Annotated in this window: 21 protein-coding genes and 1 tRNA gene; 8 read left to right on the top strand and 14 right to left on the bottom strand. The window is 70.8% G+C overall.

Annotated features, from left to right (window positions below):
- The first annotated feature begins 140 nt into the window (after positions 1-140).
- The 4 genes from ASG59_RS20980 to ASG59_RS15705 all read left to right on the top strand — a co-directional run bounded on the left by ASG59_RS20980 (position 141) and on the right by ASG59_RS15705 (position 1089).
- Positions 141-461 (top strand): hypothetical protein, encoded by a 321-nt coding sequence (locus ASG59_RS20980; protein ID WP_200945972.1) that lies wholly within the window; start codon positions 141-143, stop codon positions 459-461.
- 74 nt (positions 462-535) lie between these two features.
- Positions 536-709: a hypothetical protein gene (locus ASG59_RS20975; protein WP_165700230.1), complete on the top strand. Its 174-nt coding sequence runs from the start codon at positions 536-538 to the stop codon at positions 707-709.
- Positions 709-888, top strand: coding sequence for a ribosome modulation factor (locus ASG59_RS15710; protein ID WP_082494265.1), 180 nt, complete (start codon positions 709-711; stop codon positions 886-888). Before ASG59_RS20975 ends, ASG59_RS15710 begins: the two co-directional genes overlap by 1 nt.
- 15 nt (positions 889-903) lie before the next feature.
- A complete protein-coding gene (locus ASG59_RS15705) occupies positions 904-1089 on the top strand; it encodes a hypothetical protein (RefSeq protein WP_055878843.1) in 186 nt (61 codons plus the stop codon).
- 46 nt (positions 1090-1135) lie between these two features.
- Here ASG59_RS15705 and ASG59_RS15700 read toward each other — a convergent pair whose 3' ends face one another.
- The 5 genes from ASG59_RS15700 to ASG59_RS15680 form a co-directional block, all read right to left on the bottom strand.
- Positions 1136-1360, bottom strand: coding sequence for a hypothetical protein (locus ASG59_RS15700; RefSeq protein ID WP_056409956.1), 225 nt, complete (start codon positions 1358-1360; stop codon positions 1136-1138).
- A 67-nt stretch (positions 1361-1427) separates the two neighbouring features.
- Positions 1428-1895, bottom strand: coding sequence for a hypothetical protein (locus tag ASG59_RS15695; protein ID WP_056409953.1), 468 nt, complete (start codon positions 1893-1895; stop codon positions 1428-1430).
- An 81-nt stretch (positions 1896-1976) separates the two neighbouring features.
- Positions 1977-2228 (bottom strand): hypothetical protein, encoded by a 252-nt coding sequence (locus tag ASG59_RS15690; protein WP_055878855.1) that lies wholly within the window; start codon positions 2226-2228, stop codon positions 1977-1979.
- A 226-nt stretch (positions 2229-2454) separates the two neighbouring features.
- Positions 2455-2531, bottom strand: a tRNA-Arg gene (locus tag ASG59_RS15685).
- Between the two features lie 42 nt (positions 2532-2573).
- Positions 2574-3959: an O-antigen ligase gene (locus tag ASG59_RS15680; protein WP_082528806.1), complete on the bottom strand. Its 1386-nt coding sequence runs from the start codon at positions 3957-3959 to the stop codon at positions 2574-2576.
- A 437-nt stretch (positions 3960-4396) separates the two neighbouring features.
- On the opposite strand from ASG59_RS15680, the gene ASG59_RS15675 reads away from it, so the two are divergent.
- The gene (locus ASG59_RS15675) at positions 4397-5716 is read left to right on the top strand and encodes a lipopolysaccharide biosynthesis protein (protein WP_056409950.1); all 1320 of its coding nucleotides are present in this window, start codon (positions 4397-4399) and stop codon (positions 5714-5716) included.
- Positions 5713-6885, top strand: coding sequence for a GNAT family N-acetyltransferase (locus ASG59_RS15670; protein ID WP_056409947.1), 1173 nt, complete (start codon positions 5713-5715; stop codon positions 6883-6885). Before ASG59_RS15675 ends, ASG59_RS15670 begins: the two co-directional genes overlap by 4 nt.
- Positions 6886-7299: 414 nt before the next feature.
- Here ASG59_RS15670 and ASG59_RS15665 read toward each other — a convergent pair whose 3' ends face one another.
- The 8 genes from ASG59_RS15665 to ASG59_RS15630 form a co-directional block, all read right to left on the bottom strand.
- Positions 7300-8508, bottom strand: coding sequence for a glycosyltransferase family 4 protein (locus ASG59_RS15665; protein WP_156399272.1), 1209 nt, complete (start codon positions 8506-8508; stop codon positions 7300-7302).
- On the bottom strand, positions 8505-9788 hold the full coding sequence (locus ASG59_RS15660; RefSeq protein ID WP_244475728.1) for a glycosyltransferase: 1284 nt from the start codon (positions 9786-9788) through the stop codon (positions 8505-8507). Before ASG59_RS15660 ends, ASG59_RS15665 begins: the two co-directional genes overlap by 4 nt.
- Complete coding sequence (locus ASG59_RS15655) at positions 9785-10612, bottom strand: polysaccharide deacetylase family protein (RefSeq protein WP_082528793.1); 828 nt, start codon at positions 10610-10612, stop codon at positions 9785-9787. Before ASG59_RS15655 ends, ASG59_RS15660 begins: the two co-directional genes overlap by 4 nt.
- Positions 10613-10618: 6 nt before the next feature.
- Positions 10619-11326 carry a GNAT family N-acetyltransferase gene (locus tag ASG59_RS15650; RefSeq protein ID WP_056409939.1) on the bottom strand — a complete coding sequence of 236 codons (708 nt, stop codon included), beginning with the start codon at positions 11324-11326 and terminating at the stop codon, positions 10619-10621.
- A gap of 190 nt (positions 11327-11516) precedes the next feature.
- Positions 11517-13013 carry a GumC family protein gene (locus ASG59_RS15645; RefSeq protein ID WP_056409935.1) on the bottom strand — a complete coding sequence of 499 codons (1497 nt, stop codon included), beginning with the start codon at positions 13011-13013 and terminating at the stop codon, positions 11517-11519.
- 22 nt (positions 13014-13035) lie between these two features.
- The gene (locus ASG59_RS15640) at positions 13036-14400 is read right to left on the bottom strand and encodes a glycosyltransferase family A protein (protein WP_082528791.1); all 1365 of its coding nucleotides are present in this window, start codon (positions 14398-14400) and stop codon (positions 13036-13038) included.
- Between the two features lie 430 nt (positions 14401-14830).
- The gene (locus ASG59_RS15635; RefSeq protein ID WP_056409932.1) at positions 14831-15724 is read right to left on the bottom strand and encodes a class I SAM-dependent methyltransferase; all 894 of its coding nucleotides are present in this window, start codon (positions 15722-15724) and stop codon (positions 14831-14833) included.
- A 197-nt stretch (positions 15725-15921) separates the two neighbouring features.
- A complete protein-coding gene (locus ASG59_RS15630) occupies positions 15922-17202 on the bottom strand; it encodes a cellulase family glycosylhydrolase (protein ID WP_056409929.1) in 1281 nt (426 codons plus the stop codon).
- Positions 17203-17368: 166 nt separating this feature from the next.
- On the opposite strand from ASG59_RS15630, the gene ASG59_RS15625 reads away from it, so the two are divergent.
- Both ASG59_RS15625 and ASG59_RS15620 read left to right on the top strand, forming a co-directional pair.
- Entirely contained in the window at positions 17369-17830 is a 462-nt protein-coding gene (locus tag ASG59_RS15625) for a GNAT family N-acetyltransferase (RefSeq protein WP_347379715.1), read from the top strand.
- Positions 17831-18071: 241 nt separating this feature from the next.
- Positions 18072-18527 carry a DUF3280 domain-containing protein gene (locus tag ASG59_RS15620; RefSeq protein ID WP_244475732.1) on the top strand — a complete coding sequence of 152 codons (456 nt, stop codon included), beginning with the start codon at positions 18072-18074 and terminating at the stop codon, positions 18525-18527.
- 33 nt (positions 18528-18560) lie between these two features.
- Here the strand turns inward: ASG59_RS15620 and ASG59_RS15615 are convergent, their stop codons facing one another.
- Positions 18561-21098 carry a PAS domain-containing sensor histidine kinase gene (locus tag ASG59_RS15615; protein WP_056409923.1) on the bottom strand — a complete coding sequence of 846 codons (2538 nt, stop codon included), beginning with the start codon at positions 21096-21098 and terminating at the stop codon, positions 18561-18563.
- Between the last annotated feature and the right edge of the window lie 53 nt (positions 21099-21151).

Below are 21151 nucleotides of genomic sequence, written 5' to 3'. Positions count from 1 at the left end.
TGCGGGATCGCCCCGATCGGGTCGCGGCAGGAGGACCTAACCGTTATGAGCGCGGGAGAAACCGGTGCAAGCTGGCGGCGCAAGTCGCCGAACGGGACGGGTCGCCGCCGTGCGATCGGGTCTCCTGGAGGATCGTCGCGATGCCGGAGCGTACTCTCGAGGATCGGCAGGCACCGGTCGGCGTGGGCGGAGCCCGCCCGTCCGTTCGCACCACCCGCGTGACCGGCGCGGCGGCGACCGGGGCAGCCGCGACCGGTGCCGAGGCGACCGGCGCCCTGGCCTTGGGCGCGATCGCGATCGGTGCCCTGGCCCTGGGGGCGGTCGCCGTCGGCGCCTTCTCCATCGGCCGCCTGTCCGTCCGGCGGGTCTCGATCCGCGGGGCGCACATCGGCCGCCTGCGGGTCGACGAGCTGACCATCGGGACGGTAACGGACCTGCGCGCGGATCCGACGGACCGATAGGCCGGGCTTTTCCGATCGCCCGGCCCTACATACTCGGTAGGCGCGTGCGAGGCGTGCCGAAGAGGAGTGCTAGCATGAACTTCGTGTCGACCACCGTGATGAACGAGGGCAAGGTCGCGAAGGGCGCCGGCAAGCCCGCGGACGCCAACCCCTATCCCGCCGGATCGCAGGAAAGCGCCGACTGGCTCGAGGGCTACACCTTCGACGAGGCCGAGATGAACGTCGACATCGACAGGGACGATGCCTGATGGAGTCGCCGGACGACAACCTCGACCATTTCGCGCTCGGGTATTATGCGCCGGGAAAGGGCCTGGCCCGGGAATCGGTGCCCTACGCCGAAGGCACGCAGGCGCATGCCCAGTGGCTGGCGGGTTACGACGCGGCCGTCAGGGGCGACCCTGCGCCGGCCGGCACCGGGCGGTCTTGAAGGAGCGACACGCGAATGCCCTGGTACGTCGGCGGATTGCTCGTGGGGGCGCTGGCCCCCCTCGCCCTGTGGTCGCTCGGAATTCGTGAGGCCTTCCAGAGCGGCGTGTACGCCGGGCTCGCCCGTTATGCCGACACGATGGTCGTCAGCGTGCCGGTCGCCCTCCTGGGGGCTTATCTCGTCCACCTCGTGAGCGGATAGGCGCGGCGTCGTCAGCGGCGACACCTCGCCGAAAACGCGGGGCGCCCTAACCCGCCTGCTTCGCGCTCGTCGTGACGGTCAGGCCGTTCTGGTCGGTGATGGCGAAGAAGACCGTCGCCGGATCGCGCGGCAAGCCGGCGATGTGCGCCTCGGCCGCGGCCTTGGCATCGCCGACCGTATCGAAGGTCTCTGGCAGCAGGTACATCGGCAAGGCGTCGTCACCGTCCGCGGACGGTGGTTCGGCCAGGGTGATCTCGACCGCGTATGGCATGGACCGACCATGCCATACGTACCGGACCTCACCAAGACCGGATCGGCAGATCGGACGGCGACCCGTCCTAGACCTTCAGGGGACAGGTGAGCTTGCGCCCTTCGCGACGACCGAAGGTGCGGTAGTGCAGGGCGCCGGACTCGAGATCCCCACGCTCGACGGCGCGGCGGACGTCCGGATGACAGCGCAGATACTCGTCTTCGTCGAATCGCGCCCGCGGCGCCCGCTGGCCCCCGCGATCGCGCATGCGATCGTCGTTGTCGTAGCGTCGCGGGCGCCGCACATCGCGATCCTCGTCGGTCTCGCGATCACGCTCGGCGTTGCGGTCGATCTCGTCGGTGCGATCGCGGTATCGGCGCCGGTCGTCATCGTCGTCGCGGCGGCGGCGATCGCTACGGTTGCGGTCATCGCCCTCGTCGGTGCCGTAGCCGTAGTCGGGGCCGCCGCGCTGCGCCACGGCCTGATCGATCGCAGCGACGAGGCTCAGCCCGGCGAAGCTCACGCCGACGAGTGCCGAAACCCAAAACGTCTTCATGCCGGCATCCTCGTGTCGGCGACGTCAAACGTTTGCGGAGGCCGATCGTTCGACCTCCGGCGGTGATCCGCTCGGACGGCCTCAGCCACAGGTCCGGCGGTAGCGCCGGCAATTACCCTGACCCTCTTCGGCATAAAGATCCTTGTTCTCGCAGCGGTCGCGAAGCTCGCGGCACATGCGGCGGAAGCGGCGATCGTCCCGTTCGTCGCGGTAGCCGCGCCCGTCGTCGACCTCGACGCCGCCGGGACCGATCCGGAACCCCTGCGCGAAGCTCGGCGCGTCCTGCAGCATCAGGGCCCCCAGGGCAGCCGTCACCACGAGTATCTTGCGCATTGAAACCTCCACGCGTCCGGATGTTCGAACGGCATGACAAACGCGCATGCGTCGAAATGGTTCGCGCTCGGGGGTTGCAAATGGTGGGCGAGGTCGGGAGGTCACATGCGGCCGGGGCCGCTCAGCCGGGCACGTCGACGGCGGCGATGGGGCAAAGAGGGCTTAGCCGCCGGTGGCCACCGACCCATGGCGACGCGCCAACTCATTGACGATACGCCGGAATGCCTGGCGACCCCGGTTGGGCTCGAACCAACGACCTGCCGCTTAGAAGGCGGCTGCTCTATCCAGCTGAGCTACGGAGTCGGGGACGTCGCGAGCCCCAGAAGCCACGGCTCCCGCCGTGGGTCAAGCGTTTCGCCCGTCATGCGCTTTCCGCTCCGGGGCGGCGCCGGACGGAAGGCGTGGGGCTCTTCCGGTGTCGTCGACCGGGTCAGCCCGGCCCTGGAGGCGCAGCCCGGCGATGGCCACCAGCATCATGAACCACAAGACGCTGCCCGAGCTGAACAGGATGCTCTCCACGCAGGCGGTGAACAGCCCGTAGAGCCAGATGTCCACGTAGAGCTTGCTGAGCGGCGTGTACCGCGTCGCCGGCGAGCGGACGAGGCCGCGCAGAGGCACGACGATGACGAAGAGCAGCGTGAGGATCAGCCCCGGGATGCCGGTGGTGATCGCGCTGTCGAGGTAGGCGTTGTGGCCGTTGTAGGCGGCCGCCGCCCAGTCCTCGCCCCGACCGGCGCGGTAGACCATGTCCCCGGTCTGCCAGAAGAGCTGGAAGCCGTGCCCGAACACCGGCTTCTGCGCCACCGCGTCGACGCCGATCTTCCAGATGTCGCTGCGGTTGGTGAAGGTCGGGTCGATCCCGAGGGCGGCGACCAGGTCGCGGATGGCCGGCACGGTGGCGGACCCGAGGGTCATCGTGTTGATGGCGGCGACGCCACCGATCACGAGGGGGATGCGCAGGAGCCGCCAGCGTTCGAACATCCACGACATGAGCAGGATGGCCGGAAGCGCGGCCGTCGCCGTCTTGCCGCCGGCGTGGAGGAGGAACACCACGGCCAAGACGAAGACGGTGGCCCCGACGAGCCTCAGGCCCCGCCGGAACGCGTAGAGGCCGATGAAGCTGATCATCACCATGACCGTCGAGGCGGCGTTCTTGTGCGTGAAATGGCCCCGCCACAGCCCGGCGTTCATGGGCTCACGCAGTTCCGAGAACTGGTGGATCGACAGGTTGGGCAGGAACAGGACGCCGAGGTAGGCCACGGCGAGGGTTAGGGCGACGCAGGCCGTGAGGATGCGGGCGAAGCGGGCCTCCGAACGGGGCAGGAACACGATGACGCTTGCGTTGACGCAGGTCAGGATCGCCAGGACCGTCCTCTTGATCGCCAGGTCCGGGTGGTCGGAGACGGCCGAGGCCGCCAGGAACCAGAGTGTGACCGCCGCGAGCAGCGCGCGCGGCTGGGCGATCTCGCCTCGCATCGGCGAAGCGAGGGCGAACAGCCAGAGCCCGCCCGTGAGCGAGAGGAAGACGAGCTGATTGAGCGTGTTCGACTGGTCGGTGGCCGGATCGACGGAGGCCGCCGCCGTCAGGTCGACGAAGGGGTTGGTCGACACGAAGTAGAACACCAGCGTCGCGGCCAGGAGGACCGCGCCGAGCGCATGGCCGAGCGCGCCCGTCCCCGCCGCGCGATCCGGGCGATCGCCCGCGGCCAGGGGGATGCCGGCGTCGCTCATGATCGGCTCCTCGTCGCGACCGTCGATCCCCAGGGGCGCGGATCGGGCGCGGATCGCGCGCGCCAGGCGCGCAAGGGGCACGATCTTGCAGGGGCCGGCAGCGACGATCCGCCGGGCGTCCTTACCGCGCGGTTAAGAGTCCCTCACGAGAACGTCCGTCAATGCCGTTCCCCGTTCACGCACACCCTTCGCGGCGGGCTTTTCGTGAGAGGCGCCGAGGCCGGCCGCCCTCTCGCCGTCGCGGACCGGCCCCCCGCGGCGATTCCCCGGTTATCCGGCCACGACGGCAAGCGCGCATTAAGCGCATCGGCCGGAAACACCCGGACAACGCTCCGCCGGATAAGGGCGGGGGTCCTCGAGAGGAAGACGAAGGCGGCGCGACGCGGTATGCCGCATTGCACGAAAGTCCCGAAGCCAGCCGTGTGAGAAGGGCGTTTGTGGCCATTGCACCCTCGTCGAACGGCCCGCGCCCGCGCAGGCTCGCCGTCACCCTGAGCTGCCTCTTCTCGACGAGCACCCTCATTGTCAGCAATGCGGCGCAACTCGTCACGTTCGCCCTGCTCGCGCGCGGCCTCGGCCTCGAGCAGTTCGGCCTGTTCATGTCGGTGACCGCCGTCACGAACGTCGCCGTGCAGATCTGCGGATTGGGCGCCGAAGAGACCTTGGTGCGACGGGTCGCGGCCGAGCCCGGCCTCTACGCGCAGGCCCTCGGACACCACCTCCTCCTCCTCGGCGGCTCCGGGCTCGTCCTCTCGCTGATCCTCGGCATCGCGCTGCCAAGCTTCGTCACGCTGTCACCGGACCCATCGACGAACGCCCTGGCGCTCAGTGCGCTGGTGGTGACGAACGTCGTGCTCGTGCGCGTCATTCTCCTCGCCGAGCGCGTCTACATCGCCCGCGGGCTCATGGGGGGGGCGAACGCGATCAACATCGGCTTCGCCCTCGCGCGGACCGGGGTGGCCGCCCTCGCCTGCGGCCTGCTCGGCGTGGACCAGACCAGCGAATGGGCGTTCTGGATGCTGGGCTCGCACGTCCTCGTCGCCGCCGCCTGCCTCTTGGCAATCCGGCGGTTCGGCCGGCCGCACTGGCGGATCATGCGGGGCGAGGTCCGCCAGGGGATCTATTTCACGACGCCGTTCCTGTTTCGCGCCTTCCGCCAGAACATCGATTTCCTCATGCTGAGCATCGTTGCGGGACCCGAGGCGATCGGCGCCTATAGCGTGGCCCGCCGCATCGTCGACACCAGCATCCTGACCACGGAGGCCCTGCACCGGGTGATGTACCCGCGCCTCGCCAGGGCGGCGGTGGGCGGCTACGGCGCCATGACGCCGCTGATCGCGGGGCTGGCCGCCCTGGCCGTCGCCATCGGCCTCGTGACCGCCACGGCGACCTGGCTCGTGGCACCGGCGATGCCGTGGTTGTTCGGGGCGCAGTTCGGCGCCATGGTCGAGAACCTGCGCATCATGTGCTGGTCGGTGGTCTTCGTGGCGATCCACGTCGCCGCCTCCGAGGTTTTGGGCGCGTCGGGCCGCCACGGCGTGCGGGCGGCGGTCTACAACGTCGGCAACCTCCTCGGGGCGGCCGTCTCCGCCGTCCTGACCTATTTTCTCCTCCTGCCGGGGGTCTTCTTGGGGTTGTACGTGACCGAAATCTCCCTTGCCGTCGCCTTCTGGATCACGCTCCTCGTCCTGGTCAGACGGGACGGCCGGCGGAGCGCGACCGGCGGCGTCGCCCATGCGGCGCAGGTGCGATCATGACGCCGACCGCCTCGCCGATGCCCTCCGCCGCCGACCCGCGTCCCGCCCCACTGCAGGTCCGGGTCTCAGATTCGCTCGCCGCCTTCGCGGCCCACTGGCCGCGCTCGGACAGGATGGGCGAGGCCCGCTGCCACGTCTTCCAGTGCTGCGACGTCCTCGACCTCTGGCTCGAGACGGTGGGCCGGACTCGGGGGACCAGACCGGTCTTCGTCGGCATCTTCGACGGGCTCGGGGAACCCGTCATGCTGCTTCCCCTCGGCATCGAGGCGAGCCGGGGCGCCAGGATCCTGGCCTTCCTCGACGGCACCATCACCGACTACGGGATGCCCGTGCTGTTCCCGGCGGCCGACGCCATCGACGCGCGCCTGTGGGCGGACCTGTGGCCGCGCATCAAGGCGGCCCTGCCGGCCTACGACGTGGCGGTCTTCGACAAGATGCCCGCCGCGTTCGGCGGAATCCGCAACCCGCTGATGCACCTCGAACCCACCGCGATGGGCACCTCCGGCCACGCGATCGACCTCGATTGCAGCCTGGCGGCCCTCGACGAGCGGCTCCCCGTGCGGTCGAGCCACCGCCGGATAGTGCGCAAGCTCGAACGCGAGATGCCCGTCCGGTTCGCCGTCGCCCGGACCGAGGCCGAGGTGACCGCGTTCATGGACCACCTCGTCGAGACGAAGTCGCGCAAGTTCGACGAGACGCGGGTGCCGGGCTTCGAGCTGCCGGGCAAGCTGGCGTTCTATCGCGAGGCGGCCCGGACGATGGCGCTGGGCGGGCCCGTCGTCGTCTCCGGGATCCTGGCCGGCGAGACGGTGATCGCGAGCCAATGGAGCTTCGTCCTGGGCGAGCGGTTCTACAACATCCTCTCGGGCTATTCCGACGAGCCGTGGCGGCGCTATGCGCCCGGCCGCATCCTCAACGACCGCACGGTGCGCTGGTGCCACGAGCAGGGCTACCGGGTGTTCGACTTCGGCATCGGCGACGAGGCCTACAAGGACGAGTACTGCGACATCGTCGTGCCGCTCTACCAGGCGGTCGAGGCCGCCAGCGTCATGGGACGGGGCAACGTCGCCCTCGACGCCCTCGTGGAACGCCTGCGCGAGACCACGCTCTGGAAGCGCCTGCGCCCGCTCAAGTGGCGCCTGATGCGCGCTCTCAGGCGCGGGTCGTAGCGCCAGGCGGCAAGAGCGTCCAGCCGCTTGGTCCCGACAGGGTTCCTGCCTGAGGTTGCGGACAAAGACCCCCGCCTTTCGAGGCGCCACAGGCGAACCTGGACCCGAAGGGCCGTGCCGGAGGCGCGCAAGCCAAGGCCGCCGAGGGAGCCAGGATGGACGCGCGTCGAGGTTCTGGATTCCGGGTTCCGCTCCGCAGCACCGGATAGACGGCGAGGGGTCGGCCTCGGCCGCCAGCGACGACGTCGACCCGAGGTCGAGCCCTGCCTGTCCCGACTGTCCGTCGCCGTGTCCCGAAGGCCGGGACGGTGCCGGGCGAATCGTCGCTTCCCAGGTTCACCGTCCCCGCATGGCGGTCCGTGCCGCGGCGTCCTTCCTTCGAGGCCGGCGGCGTCGGCGCCGCCGCCGCGCAGCTCAGGGGCCCGGGCGGGAGAGCGGCGCCCGGCCGGGGGCGCGGGCGCGGGCGGCCGGGTCGCGCTGGACGGTGATGTAGAGTTCGCGGGTTCGCGCGGCGATGACGTCCCAATCGAACATGCGGCGGATCCTCTCGCGGCTCTCGGTCCGCTCGGCCTCGTCCGGCAGCCGGGCGCAGGCCCTCGCCATACCCGCGACCAGGGCGCCGACGTCCCTGACCGGGAAGTAGCAGGTGTCGGGCAGGCCGACCTCGCGGTTGGGCGGGATGTCGCTGGAGAGTGTCCGCACCCCGTAGGAGAGGGCTTCGAGGAGCGCGATCGGAAGCCCCTCGTGGCTCGACGGCAGCACGAACAGCCCCGCATGGGCGAGGAGTTCCTGCAGGGCCGGACCGCTCTGGAAGCCCGTGGTGACGACCCCGGCGGTCCGGCGCGCCCGGTTGAGCACCTCGCGCGAGTAGCTGTCGGCATGATCGGCGCCCCCCACCAGGGCGAGCTTCCAGCCCAGCAGCGCGGCCCGGGCGAAGGCATCGATGAGGTCGAGGTGGCGCTTCTCGGGCACGAGGCGGCTGACCATGACCACGTAGCGGCCCGGTTCGAGGCCGAAGCGGGCCAGCGTGCCGGTCCCCTGCGGCATGGGATGGACCGTGACGCCGTTGGGGATCGGCGACACAGCCACGGCGTGGCGGGCGGCGACCACCGAGGCGATGCCGTGCGAGACGGCGATGCGCCCGCTGGAGAACCGCATCCCGGTCCATTCGCCGATGCGCAGCATCGCGCGGGCCAGCCGCCCCCATTTCTCGCGGTCGTAGTCGAAGCCGTGGTGAGTGACGACGACCCTGAGGCCGAGGACGCGCGCCAGCGGCACCAACAGGCTCGGGCCGATGGCGTGGATGTGCAGGATGTCGGGGCGAACCCAGGCGGCGTAGAGCACGCCCAGCAGCGTATGCACGATCGACTCGAGGGCGTGGTTGCGCGGCGAGAACAGCGGCGTGACCCGGACGCCGCACCACTCGTAGGGGCGCCGCGACGGCAGGTAGCGCGCCCGCCCGAGCACCTCGACGGAGCAGCCCGCGCGCGCCAGGCGCCGCGCCAGCTCCTGGACGTGCCGCTCGACGCCCCCCTGCAGGTCGGGGATTCCGCGCAGGCCCAGCATCATCACGCGCAGCGGCGCGTGATGCGCGGACGACGACCGTCTCGACCTGTCGCTCACGTCGGGCCTCGTGCGATGTCGGCATAGAGGGAAAGGATGCGGCTGCGGTAGCGCTCCACCGAGAACTCGTCCTCGACGAGGGTGCGGGCGGCCCGGCTGATGGCCGCGGCACGCTCGGCCGGCATCGCGGCCAGCCGCGTCATCGCCGCTGCCAGGGCATCGGCGTCGTTCGGGGGGACGATCAGGCCGGTGACGTCCTCGCGGATCATCTCCGGGATGCCGCCGATGCGCGTGCCGATGACGGGGCGCCCGAGGGCATAGGCCTCCATCAGGCTGATCGGCCCGTTCTCGTACCAGGTCGAGGCCAGCACCACGGCCCGGCTCGACCGGATGGCGTCGTGCAGGCCCTCGCCCGTGAGGTAGCCGAGGAAGTGCACGTCGCCCCCGGTCTCGGCGGCGAGGCTGCGCAGATGCGGCTCCATCGCGCCGCTTCCCACCAGCGCCACCCGCTGCCCCGCCTTGGCGGCGGCCCTGATCAGGGTGTCGAGACCCTTCTCGGGGCTCAGCCGCCCGACGTAGAGGAACCCCTCCCCCGGCAGGTGGCTCGGGGTGAAGTCGTCCACGTCGACGAAGTTCGGGATGTGGACGAAACGCTCGCGCGGCCAGCCCCATTCCACGAGCTTGTCGATGTAGAACCGGCTCGGCACCACGAAGCGGTCGACGTTGCGGTCGTAGATGTCGAGCATCCGGTGGATGAGCGTCTCGACCATGACGAGGCCGCTCAGGGCGACGGAGTTCTTCACGCAGCGCCGCACGGCGACGTTGTAGATCCTGCCGCCGCGGCAGCGTTCGCAGACTTTGCCTTGGCTCAGCATCGTATAGGCCGGGCAGGCGATCTTGAGGTCGTGGAGCGTCATCACCACCGGGATGCCCGCCTGCCTGAGGAGCGGCAGGAAGGAGGGCGAGATGTGGTGGTAGATGTTGTGGACATGCGCCACGTCGGGGCGCTGCGCGGCGATGAGGGGGCGCAGCTTGGCCCTCGCCTCGAACGAGTAGATCAGGGTCGCGGCCTGGCGCAGGGAGCGCAGCACCCCGTAGTCCTGGCCGAACTCGATCTCGTCGACGAAGGAGGCATCCGATGCGGAGGGCAGGTTCTTGGGATGCTTCATCGCGAAGCTCGTGACGTCCCAGCCGGTCTCCCGCATCAGCCGGTTGTGCTCGAGGAACACGACCTCGGCGCCGCCGCGGCGGTAGTGGTAGTTGTTCACCGACAGGAGGCGCATCGGCCGCGTGTCGGCGTGCGCGTGCCGGCGCACCGGCTCGGTCAGGACCGTGGTCATGGAACGGACTCCCTCTGCGGCTCGGCGCTGACGCTTCCGGCGGCGCGAAGGACGGCCTCGCCCACGGGGACGACCCGGGCGCCCTGCCCGCGCGCCTCGGCCACGGCGAACCGCAGCAGGTCCGGGTGGCAGCCCCACGGCTCGGGCACCTGCGCGACGCCGTGGCTGAAGAAGATCAGCCAGCCGCGCTCGCGCACGGCGAGGGCGATCCAGGCGCGGATCGCGGCGCGGTCGGTGAAGTCGTCGGCCAGTTCCACCGCGCGCAGGTAGCCGAGGTCGATCCGGCCGACGTTGACGCCGGGGACGCCGCCGCGGCAGGTCGCGAACGTCCGCTCCAGCTGCCGCTTGGCGCGCAGCGAGGTGGTGTTGAACGGGTAGGCGAAGTTGGCCAGCGCCATGTCCGGGGCGAGGCCCGTGAAATGCGCCCGGTTGCGGGCGATGTCCTGCGCCAGCGCCTCGGGCGACAGGCTCCAGACCGCCCGATGCGAATAGGTGTGGCAGGCGACCTCGTGGCCGCGGCGGTGCAGGGCGAGGGTCCGCTCGGGGGAGGCGAGCGGGGGACCGGCCCAACCCTTGCCGAGGTTGCCCGCGCAGTAGAACGTACCCCTGACACCGGCCTCCTCCAGGATCGGGGCTCCGACGGTGCAGGCCGATTCCAGCACGTCGTCGAACGTGAAGGAGACCAGCGGCTCGGAGAACCGGACGACCTGCGTGCGCGTGCGGACGAGGCGCGCGGCCGCGCGCCTCAGGCGCAGCCGCAAAGGCTCGCCGCCCGGCCCGGCCCGTCCATCGAGGAGGGGGTGCGTCCCGCTACGATCGGGCATCGCCGGTCACCCGGCCCGGTGGGACAGCGGATAGCCATCCGTGGAGACCCCGAAGGCGACCCGCTTCGAGAGGTTGAAGAACCGGGTCGTGACCGTCCGCGTCAGGTGGGGGCTGAAGCCAGCCTTCTCACAGCCCTTGAGCGAAGGAATGTTGTCGTCGCCCACGAAGGTGTAGACGTAGCGGGCGCCAAGCGCGGTGCCCTTCTCGGCAATCTGCGCCATCGCCGCCGGCATGATGCCGAGGCCCCGATAGGCCTTGGGGGTGAAGGCGTTCTCGAGGAGCGCCTCGTCGGCCTCGAGGACGGGGAACGGCCCGAGCCTCTGGATCTCGGCGTTGCTGCTCGCGGTCATCAGCCACTGCACGTAGCAGGGCCGGCCGGTGGCCTCGTCGATGGCCACGTAGCAGGTCGGGATCCGGTTGCGGAAATGGGCATGGCGCCAGGCGAGTTCCTGCCGGTCGGCGGGATCGGTGTCCTCGGGCAGATGCTCGAACAGGTGCGCGGCGTCGGTCTCCGTGGCCTCGCGCACGGTGATGGCGATCCGCGCCGCCGGCGCGGGGAAGGGCACCGTCAGGTCGCGGCGCAAGCCAAAGGCGACGGTGCGCTCGAACATCCTGCCGCCGAATCGCGCGCCGGCCCGGCGCGCCACCTCGCGAAGGCGGCCCTCGGCGAGGAGCTGAAACCCGGTCCGGACCTGTTTGGTTATCGCAGTCATGCGCTGTCCTCCTCAGTGTCGATCCCCTCGACGGGGACATCCGATCGTCGTCGCCAGCCGTCCCCGCGGACCGGTGTCGCGCGGTGGCGAGCGTCCGTCCGAGCCTCACCGCGGACGTCGGTGCTTCGTCCCGGGGCGGGACGTCGTGGGTGGAGGCGGGGTCGGTGAAGCCCGGCCCTGCGCGGGGTTCCTAGGACCGTCGGATCGAGAGGGCGCCGGGTGTCCGGTTCGGCCGAAGCGTGAGGCCGCTCTTGCGGATGAGGCCCCGCGCGATGGCGATCCCGACCCCGAGGGCCAGCCCCACCACCAGGCCGACGATGACGAGCAGGAGGGTGCGCGGCGGATACGAACGCCGCTCCGGAACCTGGGCCCGCGAGATCACGCGGATGTTGGCCTCGTCGATCTTCGTCTGCTCCGAGACCTCCTTAGTCCGGTTCAGGAAGGTCTCGTAGACCGAGCGGCTCGCCTGTAGGTCGCGCTCGAGTTCGCGCAGGCGCACGCTGGCGTCGTCCTTCGTGCTCACGGCGGCCTTCAGGGTCTCGTAGGTCCGCTGGATCTCGCGCTCGTCGGCCCGGGCCCGGTCGAGGTCGGTCTTGGCGGCGACCGCGATCCGGCCGAGTTCCTCGTTCAGGGCCCGGCGCACCGTGGTCTCCTGCGCGGTGATCTCGATCACCTCGGGGTGGCGGCGGCCGCGCGTGGCGGAGAGGTCGCTCAGGCGCCGCTGCACCTCGGTGACCTGGCTGCGCAGGTTCATGACGGTGTTCGACTGGAGCGCGTCGGGAATGGCACCGACATCGCCGCTGCTGCGGGCCTGCATGACCTGCTGGTAGCGCGACTGCGCCTGCGCCACCGCGTTGACGGCGGTCTGGTAGCGGGTGCTGGCCGTGACGAGTTGCTGCTCGGTAACGCTCGAACCCACCGCCGAGACGATGTTGTTGGCGCGCTTGTAGCGTTCGATCTTCTGCTCGGCCTGCTCCACCGCGCTCTTGAGTTCCGTGATGCGGTCGTTGAGCGAGCCGGCGATCTTGCGGCTGACCTCGTCCCGGGTCTGTGCCGTTTCGGTGACGTAGGCGTCCACCACCGCATCGGCGAGACGTACCGCCTTGTCCGGGTCGCGGCTCGTGGCGCTGATGGTGACGACGTAGGTGCGCTCGTCGCGCTTGGCGCCCACGACCTTTTCCAGCGCGCGCAGGGCCATCAGCCCGGGGGCGGGCTGGCGCTGCGGCTCGCCGCCGCCGAAGAGGCCGCGCAGGGACGCGGTGATCCCCGAGACGAGGCCGGGCGAGCCCGTGGGGTTGAACTCGTCGTCCCGATCGAGGCGCTCGGCCGCGATCACGCGGTCGAGGACGGAGGACGAGGTGATGACGCGGACCTGGTTTTCCACCTGGGCGACCAGGGCGTCGCTGAACTGGCTCGACGTGCGCAGGCTGCGGTCGGTGACGCGCAGGTCGGTGGGGTCGATGATGAGCTGGGTGTAGGCGGCGTATTTCGCGGGCGCCAGGACGCCGAAGGCCAGCCCCAGGGCGGCGACGGCGAGGCCGGAGGCGGCCACCTGCACCCGGTGGCGCCAGACCATGAAGGCCAACACCATCGGCGTCAGCGGCGCCGGCTCGACGGGAAAGGGGTGGGGCGTCACGGCCGCCATCGCCGCGCTGCGCGTGGGCGCCGGGCCACGTGCCGCCGGCATGTCTCGCGAAGGCTCCGAATACTTATACATGGTAGTCGTCCGAAGCTGTCGGTGCGGCATGGCGACGACCGCCGTCCGGGCAGGCCGTCGCCCCGTCGCGGATGCGGTCGGGGAGTGGCGAGCGCGCGTCGAGGTCGACCAGGCCGCGGAGGTCGCCTCCCGGCAGGCCGGCGGGAATCGTCCGGCTGGCCGGCACCACACAGAGCGCACCGGCCATGACCGCCGTCGCGGTGGCACGGGAGACCTCGCCCAGGCCCGGCTGCGCCTCGGCGGGCGCCGGGACCGACCGCGCCGGCGCGGACCTGCTAGCGGCGGCACCCGCGACCGTCGTCTTGTCCTTCGGCTTGGCCGGCAGGAAGGTGGCCTCGATCCTGAGATCCGGCGCGACCCTGGGCCTGAGGAAGCCCCGCGCCATGCCGAAGGCGTGCGCGTTCCAGGCCACGAAGGCGTAGATGCCGAGGGGCAGCGAGCGGTAGCGCAGGCTCATCCCCGCCACCGGCACCAGGACGAGCACGCCGAGGGCCGCGAGCGCCAGGTCAGCCGGGAGGGCGATGACCGCCAGGAGCCCGAGTGCCCAGCCCACATAGACGGCGAGCCACAACCGGATCTCCGGCAGGTCGCGCAACGTGGTGCGCAGGTGCGGCTTGCCCAGCGCACCGCGCAGGAGCTCGCCGATCCCGTCGAGGTAGCGGCTGGTGATCCGGCGCAGGAGCAGCGGATAGCCGCCCATGGTGTGGCCGTAGTGGTCGACGAAGGGCGTCGCCAGGCGATGCAGCGACCAGCCCGCGGTGCGCAGGCGGACGGCCAGATCGAACTCCTCGTAGCCGTGCAGGTTGCGGTCGCTGAAATAGCCCACCGTGGCGATGGCACCGCGCCGATAGAGGCCGCCGCCGTTGAGCCGGTCCACGGGACCCGGCCGCAGGTCCGCCGCACCGCGACGGGCGCGGCGGTCGAACTCGAGGTTGACGACGTTGACGTCCCGCACGCCGCCGCCGACGCCGGCGACTTCGGGATGGTCGCGCAGAAACGCCAGCGCCTCCCTCAGGAACCCGGGCGCCAGCGCCATGTCGCCGTCGATCAGGCAGACGAAGTCGCCGCGCGCATGCTGGTAGCCGAGCTGGGGGCCGATGCCGCAGCTGCGCGGCACCGCGTCGGACAGGCGCGCCACCGCGATGCCGCGCGCCGCCGCGATCTCGGCGGTCCTGTCCTCGGAGCGGCTGTCGGCGAGGATCACCTCCCCGTCGCAGACACCGGCCGCGGCCAGCGCCGTAGTGGCGCTTTCGATGGCCCGGGCGATGCAGCCCTCCTCGTTGAGGGCCTTGATGACGATCGTGACCGAGGGAGACGTCCCCGACGGCGGACTGGGCTCCTGACGATCGTCGTGCATGTCGGAGCCCCTCACTGCATCGGTCCTTTGAGATCGAACTGTTGCCATCAGACGGCTCTTGAGCAAAGCGAAGGATCGAGACGAGGTAAATTTACCCGATATCGATACTGATAATTTTCGCGATCTCGGCAACGACCACGATTGTTAATCTGCGTTCACCGATCGCTGTTCCGCGCATGAACGCGCGATCCGGGCCGGCGTTTCTTAAAATACGAGACATGATTACCGAAATCGGTCCTTCAGCCCCGACACACCATGGCGTCGCCAAGACCACCTGAGAAAACCATTCGCCCTGCACACGAGCGATGCCGTGAACGACCGCGGTTCGCCGATGTTCTTCATGGTCTCTTCATCACGATACGGGGCCGCTCCCGAACGGATGTGCCGCGGCCCCGACCGGCCGCGGCGCCCGGTCAGGGCTTGCGGGCGGTCAGGGCTTGCGGGCGGTGACGATCCCGGTGAGCACGTCCATGCGGGCGTCGTCGTCGCGATAGCCCGAGGCCAGCGAGCGTCGGCTCCAGGCGAGGTAGTCCGGGGGCGCCCGGTCGACGGGGCGCACCTGCGCGTCCCGCCAGCCGTGGCGGGCGAGCAACTTCAGGTAGTCGCGCGGCCGCAGGCGGTTGGGCTGCCCCGGGAACGTCATGGCCCGGTAGAGGGACGGGCCGATGCGGTAGATGCTGTTGGGATCGACGCGGCGGACCCAGCGGGAATGGGTCTGGAAATCGACCATCGCGATGAAGACCGCCCCCGGACGCAGGACCGGTCCAAGATCGGCGATCACCGCATCGACGTCGTCGAAATGCTCGAACGCCGCGTTGCTGACCACCACATCGAAGGTCCGGCCGGCCACGGCGCGCCCGATGTCGAAATCCGGGTCGGTCGCATAGCCGACCCCCGCATCCCGACCCTGTGCGAGAGATTCGGCGACGGCGCGCACGATGACGGGATCGCATCCGTCGGGGAGCGGCGCCTCGGCGATCATGCGATAGAAGGCAGAGGGCGTCTGAGTAGCCAGTTCGTTGACGTCGACGGCGAGGTAGGACGCAGCCCCGAGCCCCCGGAGCAGGACGCCGGTGCCGAGGGTGGCGCCGGGACCGAGTTCGAGCACGTCGAGCCCTCGAAAACCGTGCTCGGGCGTTCCGAGTCGGGACAGGGTGTCGTTCCAATCCTGGACAATCGCCACGACGTGCTCGATCGCCTGGGCGAGGTCCGACGACGAGAAATCGGTGGGCCTGCGGTAGCCGCCGATACGGTGGCGCGCGGCCGCGAGGCCCATGGCACCCACACCGACGCCGTGGAAGATCAGGTTCTTGACGGATTGCATCTCGATGTCTCGTCGCTGATGGGATGCCGGCCGCATCGACGCGTCACGGCCGGACGGGGCCGTACCGTTTCGAGACCGGCGCGGCCCTTCGATGGCCCCATGCCGCAATCGGCGCGCCGAGAAGGCGATGCGGGGGTCTGGATCGGCGCGAGACGGGAATCGCGGTCAAGAAACCGTTGCCGCGATCGGCGATGCGATCAGGGGCGCTTCGGCTTCGCAGCGCTGGCGGTGAGGCCGAGCGCGCCGCCGGTGGCCGGGTCGAAGCCGGGGCCGACCTCGTCCTCGGCCAGGGCGAAGCCGCCGCTCCCGACATAGGTCCAGGCGGCCCAGGCGAACCCGTGCTCTTCGGCAAGGTTACGCATGTCGTGCAGCCAGCGGGTGCGCGCCGCCGCCCCCTCGTCCGTGCGCAGGTAGGGCGTGAGGCGAACCCCGAACTCGCCGAGGAGGATCGCATGGGCGGGCAGCTTTCGCGCCTGTCGCCAGGCGCTCACCCTGCGGAAGATCGCATCGAGGGCGGCCCGATCGAATCCGGACCGGCTGTAGCGGCGCAGGGCGTCGGCGGCCGCCGCCGCATCCCGCGGCGCCGCGGGTCGGAGGCCGGCGATCCGCGCAGCGGTGGCCCGCTCCATCGCCTGCGGCGTCGCCGGTGCCGGATAGGGGACCGCGTCGAAGGGAAAGGCCGGGTTGCCCTGCACGCCCTGGTGCGTGAACTGCCAGGGCTCGTAGCTGTGGAACGTGTAGAGCACCGCCGGATCGTTCACGAACGGCCGGAGGTCGAGGGCTTCAAGGGAGGCGGCCGCGTTCTGCTCGCCGCCCCCGAGGACGAGAGGCAATGTGGCCGCACCCTGGCGGGCGGCCCGGTAGGCCGCCTCCAGCATCGGCTGCCAGGCTGCCTGCGACACCTCCGGCTCGTTCATCAGTTCGAACGCGAGCCGCGGCGCCGACACCGGGCGCCGCCGTACGACCAGCGCGGCGAGATTGGCCGCGGTCCGAGTCACCAACCCCAGGTAGGCGAGGAACCCCGGCGCAGCGGCGCCCCCGGTCAGCGCGGTCGGCGTGTAGGCCGGGTGCATGTCGCTGGGATGGAGATCGACCACCACCCCGAGGCCGTCGTCGAGGAGTGCCTCAACGGTCTCGACGAGGAAGCGGTCGATGCGCGCGCGCCTGGCTGCGTCCGCGGCGAGGAACGGGCCGACGTCGACGGCGAGCCGGACGAAGTCGAAACCCGCCGCGCGGATCGCCCTGCGCTGGTGCCCGTCGAAGCGGAAGCGCGGCCCCGAGAACGGCGGATCGGCATAGGAGCCGTCCTCCGCGACCTCGGCCCAGCCCATCGCGTGCGAGACGCCGATGCCGCGCCGGAACACGGGGATGGCGGAGGCCGGTTGTGCCGGGGCCGGTGCGCTCAGGACGGCGGGGGCGAGGCAGGCCAACCCGGCGAGCGGCAACAGAACGGCGCGGCGGCTGGGAAGGGCGGACATGAGGGTCCTGCGATCGGAGACGGTCGTCTCGACGCCCTATAGGCGGCCGGTGTCCAATCACGCAACGCCGTGACCCGCGCGGGTCCGTCGCCGTTCGAACCGGGCGGCCTATATGCCCGGAAAGTCCGGGGCGGCGGCGGCGGCCGGCAGCCTTTCACGCGCGGAGATGGGTTTGGGCACACGATACGGCCTGGAGATCCGCGCCGCCGCGGCCGGCGACGCCCCCGGGCTGTCGCAATTGTTCGACGCCTGCGGCCTGACGCTGTCGGCCCGCGACGCGGCGGACCGCCTTGACATCCTGCGGCGCGAGCAGGCCGCCGCCCTCATCGCGGTGGAGTGGGGCCCACCCTCCGGGCTCGTGGTAATGAACTGGTACCGGACCCTCCTATCCGGCGCCCCGGTCGCCCAGATCACGGTGCTCCTGGTGGCGCCCGACGACCGCCGCCGGGGCATCGGCCGGCTCCTCCTCAAGGCCGCGGCGCAGGCGGCGCGGGTGGCGGGCTGCGCCAGCCTGGAAGCCCTGGTCGATGTAGACCGGCCGGACTCGCAGGGGTTCTGTCTCGCCACCGGCTTCACCCTCACGGGCCAGCGTTTCGCCAGGCCCCTGCGCAAGGCCGCCCAGCCCTGAGCAGGCTCCGCGAAGGTCCTCCGCTCAAGCGTATCGGGAGGCCGTCCGGAGCGTTCTCGGCCCGGCGGCTCGCCGATGCGAGGCGGATCGATTGGAGGTCTCGAAAAGAGGGTTTCCCGGAACATGAGGTCGATCGACCGTCACGCGCGTTCATTGGGAACGCGAATACCGTGAAGGACCGCCCATGACGATCTCTCGCACGCTGTCGATCTCCCGCACGCTGACGATCTCCATCGGGGCCATGCTGGCGACCATGACCGCAGCCCATGCGGAGCCTCCCAAGGCCGCGGTCTTCGACTTCCAGCTCGCGAACCTCGGAATCCAGGGGCCGACCGAGGCCGATGTGGCCCGCCTGAAGCCGTTGAGCGACCAGCTTCGGTCGCTGCTGTCGCAGAGCGGTCGCTATGCGATCGTATCGACCGGCCCGGTCGAGGACCGGGTCACCCGGGGGGCGGGCCTGCGTAACTGCAACGGCTGCGCCGAGGACTACGCCAGGACGCTGGGTGCCGACGTCGCCGTCACGGGCGAAATCCAGAAGGTCTCCAACCTCATCCTGAACATCAACGTCTACGTGAAGGACCTCAGGGGCGACAAACCCGAGCAGGCCTACAGCGTCGACATCAGAGGCGACAACGACGTCTCGTTCGACCGTGGCCTCAAGTACCTCGTCAAGAACAGCCTGCCACCGACGCCGTAGGTCCGACGGTCGGCGACCCGAACCGCCGGGCCGTCATTCGGCCGCGGCGCGGTGGGCGAGGGGATCGGTGACCGGGAAGGTGCAGGTGACGCGGGTGCCGGCGCCAGGGGCCGAGTCCAGGGCGACGCGCCCGCCGTGCAGCTCGACGAAGGAGCGCACGATCGACAGGCCCAGTCCGACGCCGCGATGGCGGGTGCCCAGGGTATGGCTCTCGAACCGGTCGAACACCCGCGCGGCGACGTCGACAGGCATGCCGCGGCCGTGGTCGGCCACCGACAGCACGAGTTCGTCGCCCTCGCGGCGCGCCTCCACCCGCACGGTCTGGCCCGGCGCGGAGAAACCCACTGCGTTGGAGAGGAGGTTGAACAGGATCTGGCGCACCCGCTTGCCGTCCGCGACGAAGCTGCCGATGTCGTCGGGCACCGCGAGGTCGAGGGTGATCGCCGATTCCGCGAACCGGTCCTCGAGGCCGCGCACCGCAGCCTCCACCGTGGCGCGCACGTCGACCACCTCCCGCGACAGTTCGAGGGAGCCCGCATCGATCGAGGCGAGGTCGAGGATGTCGTTGATCATCACGAGGAGGGCGCCGGACGAGCGCATGATGTGGTCCGAGTACTCGCGCTGGCGGTCGTTGAGAGCGCCCACGGTCTCGTCGCCGAGGAGCTGGGTGAAACCGATGATGTTGGTGAGCGGCGAGCGCAGCTCGTAGGAGACGTGGTGGACGAAGGTGTCGCGCAGGAGCGAGGCGCGCTCCAGGGCGTCGTTCTTCTCGGTGAGCGCCCGCTCCACGTTGACGCTGGCGGTGACGTCGATGAGCGTGAGCAGGGTGGCGCCCTCCGGCAGCGGCTGCGTGGCGCAGTCGAGCACGGTGCCGTCGACGATCTCCAGGCGGCAGGTGAGCCCGGCGCGGGTCTCGAGGTCGGTCACGGCGGCACGGATGTCAAGCCAGGGCTCCTCGTCCGGGGACAGGATGCGGCAGGCCGCGATCACCGCGTCGACCCGCGGCCGCTCCACCAGCATCGCCGCGTCGAGGCGCCAGGCGGTGGCGAAGGCGCGGTTGGCGAAGGTGAGGCGGCCATCGGCCCCGAACACCGCCACCGGCTCCTTGAGGGTGTCCAGCGTCTCGGCCTGCACCCGCATCAGGGCGTTGTAGCGGGATTCGAGCTTCACGCTCTCGGAGACGTCGTCGAACAGGTAGGTCAGGCCGCCCTGGGGGTTGGGGTCGGCGACCACGCGCAGGGAGCGGCCGTCGGGCAGGTACCACCAGGTCTCGTTGGCCTCTACCGCCCGATAGGCGGCGAGCACGTCCGATTTCCAGGACTTGAAATCCGCCTGCTCGGGAAGCTTTCGCGAGGCGCGCAGGTGGTCGAGGATCTCGCCGTCGAGGGGCCGCTGCTCGAGGAAGGATTGGTCGAGGCCCCACAGGTGCCGATAGGCGGCGTTGTGGAAGATGAGGCGCTGGCGGGCGTCGAACATCGCCACGGCGGTGGGCAGCTGGTCGAGGGTGCGGACGTTGGCGTCCATCTGGCGCTGCAGGTCGGCGCGCACGCTCTCGAGCTCGGAGACGTCCACGGCGATGCCGACCCGGCCGCCCTCGATCACCGATTCGGTGACGTCGAGGTTGCGCCGGCCGCCGGCCACCACCGCCGACAGGCGGAAGGCGCCGCGCGCGCCCGAGCCCGGCCGTGCGCCGTCGTGCCGGGCGATCATCTCGCGGGCCTGCCGGTCCAGGAGCTCGATGCCGGCGACGACGGCGCCCTCGCGGCTCGGGGCCTCCACGGCGGCGACATAGGCGGTGTTCACCCAGGCCAGGGCCCCGTCCTGGTCGCGCTGCCAGACCGGTTGGGGAATCGCGTCGAGCAGGTTCGAGAGGGCCGAGAGGCCGCGCTTGGCCTCGTCGAGGCGGTGGCGCAACTCGTTGAGCTGGCGGCGCTCCTCGCTTGTCTCGCGCAGGCGCAGCAGGGCGCGGCCGGCGAGCGCCTGGCCGTGCGCCTCCATGTAGCGGCCGTCCTGGGCGCGCAGGCTCAGGCGAAAACCGGTCCCGCGCTCGCGCAGGGCGAGCACGGCGGCATCGAGCGCTCCGGCGTCGCTCGCCGCGAGCCAGGTCGAGAAGGCGAGGATGCGCTCGGACCCGCCGGCGAGGCTACGACCCTCGGGCAGGGCCAGCGTCACGTCGCCCTCAATCACGGGATCGCCCCGCCCGGCCCAGGTCACGATGACCTGGCGCTCGGCGTTGAGCAGCAGTTCGGCGAGGTCGTGCGACCCGTGCAGGCGGGCGAGCTCCGAGGCGAGGTCACCCTCGCGCCGGGTCCAGCGCGACCGCTCGCGCATGTGCAGCAGCGAGAGGATGGTGGCGAACACCGTGAGGCCGATCAGGATCGCGAGACCGGCGGCGTTGTGGGTGTGCTGTATGACGTCGGTGGCCCAGGTCGTTCCTAAGGACGTGGTTCCCGGGGCCGCGGTTGCCTGGGTCGTCGCGCCCGGGCCAGCGGCCAGGGCGGAAGCGCCGGACGCACCGACGAGCAGAGCGCCGACGCAGACCCTGATCTGCACCGCTCGATCGACCCACATTTCGCCCCGCCTCCACGACCTGCCGATGAGGCGCCACCACGTCGCAACAGACC

The organism is Methylobacterium sp. Leaf466, assembly GCF_001425565.1.
GTDB lineage: Bacteria > Pseudomonadota > Alphaproteobacteria > Rhizobiales > Beijerinckiaceae > Methylobacterium.
The sequence above is the reverse complement of the archived record's forward strand: the minus strand, read 5'-3'. Positions and strand labels throughout refer to the sequence as shown.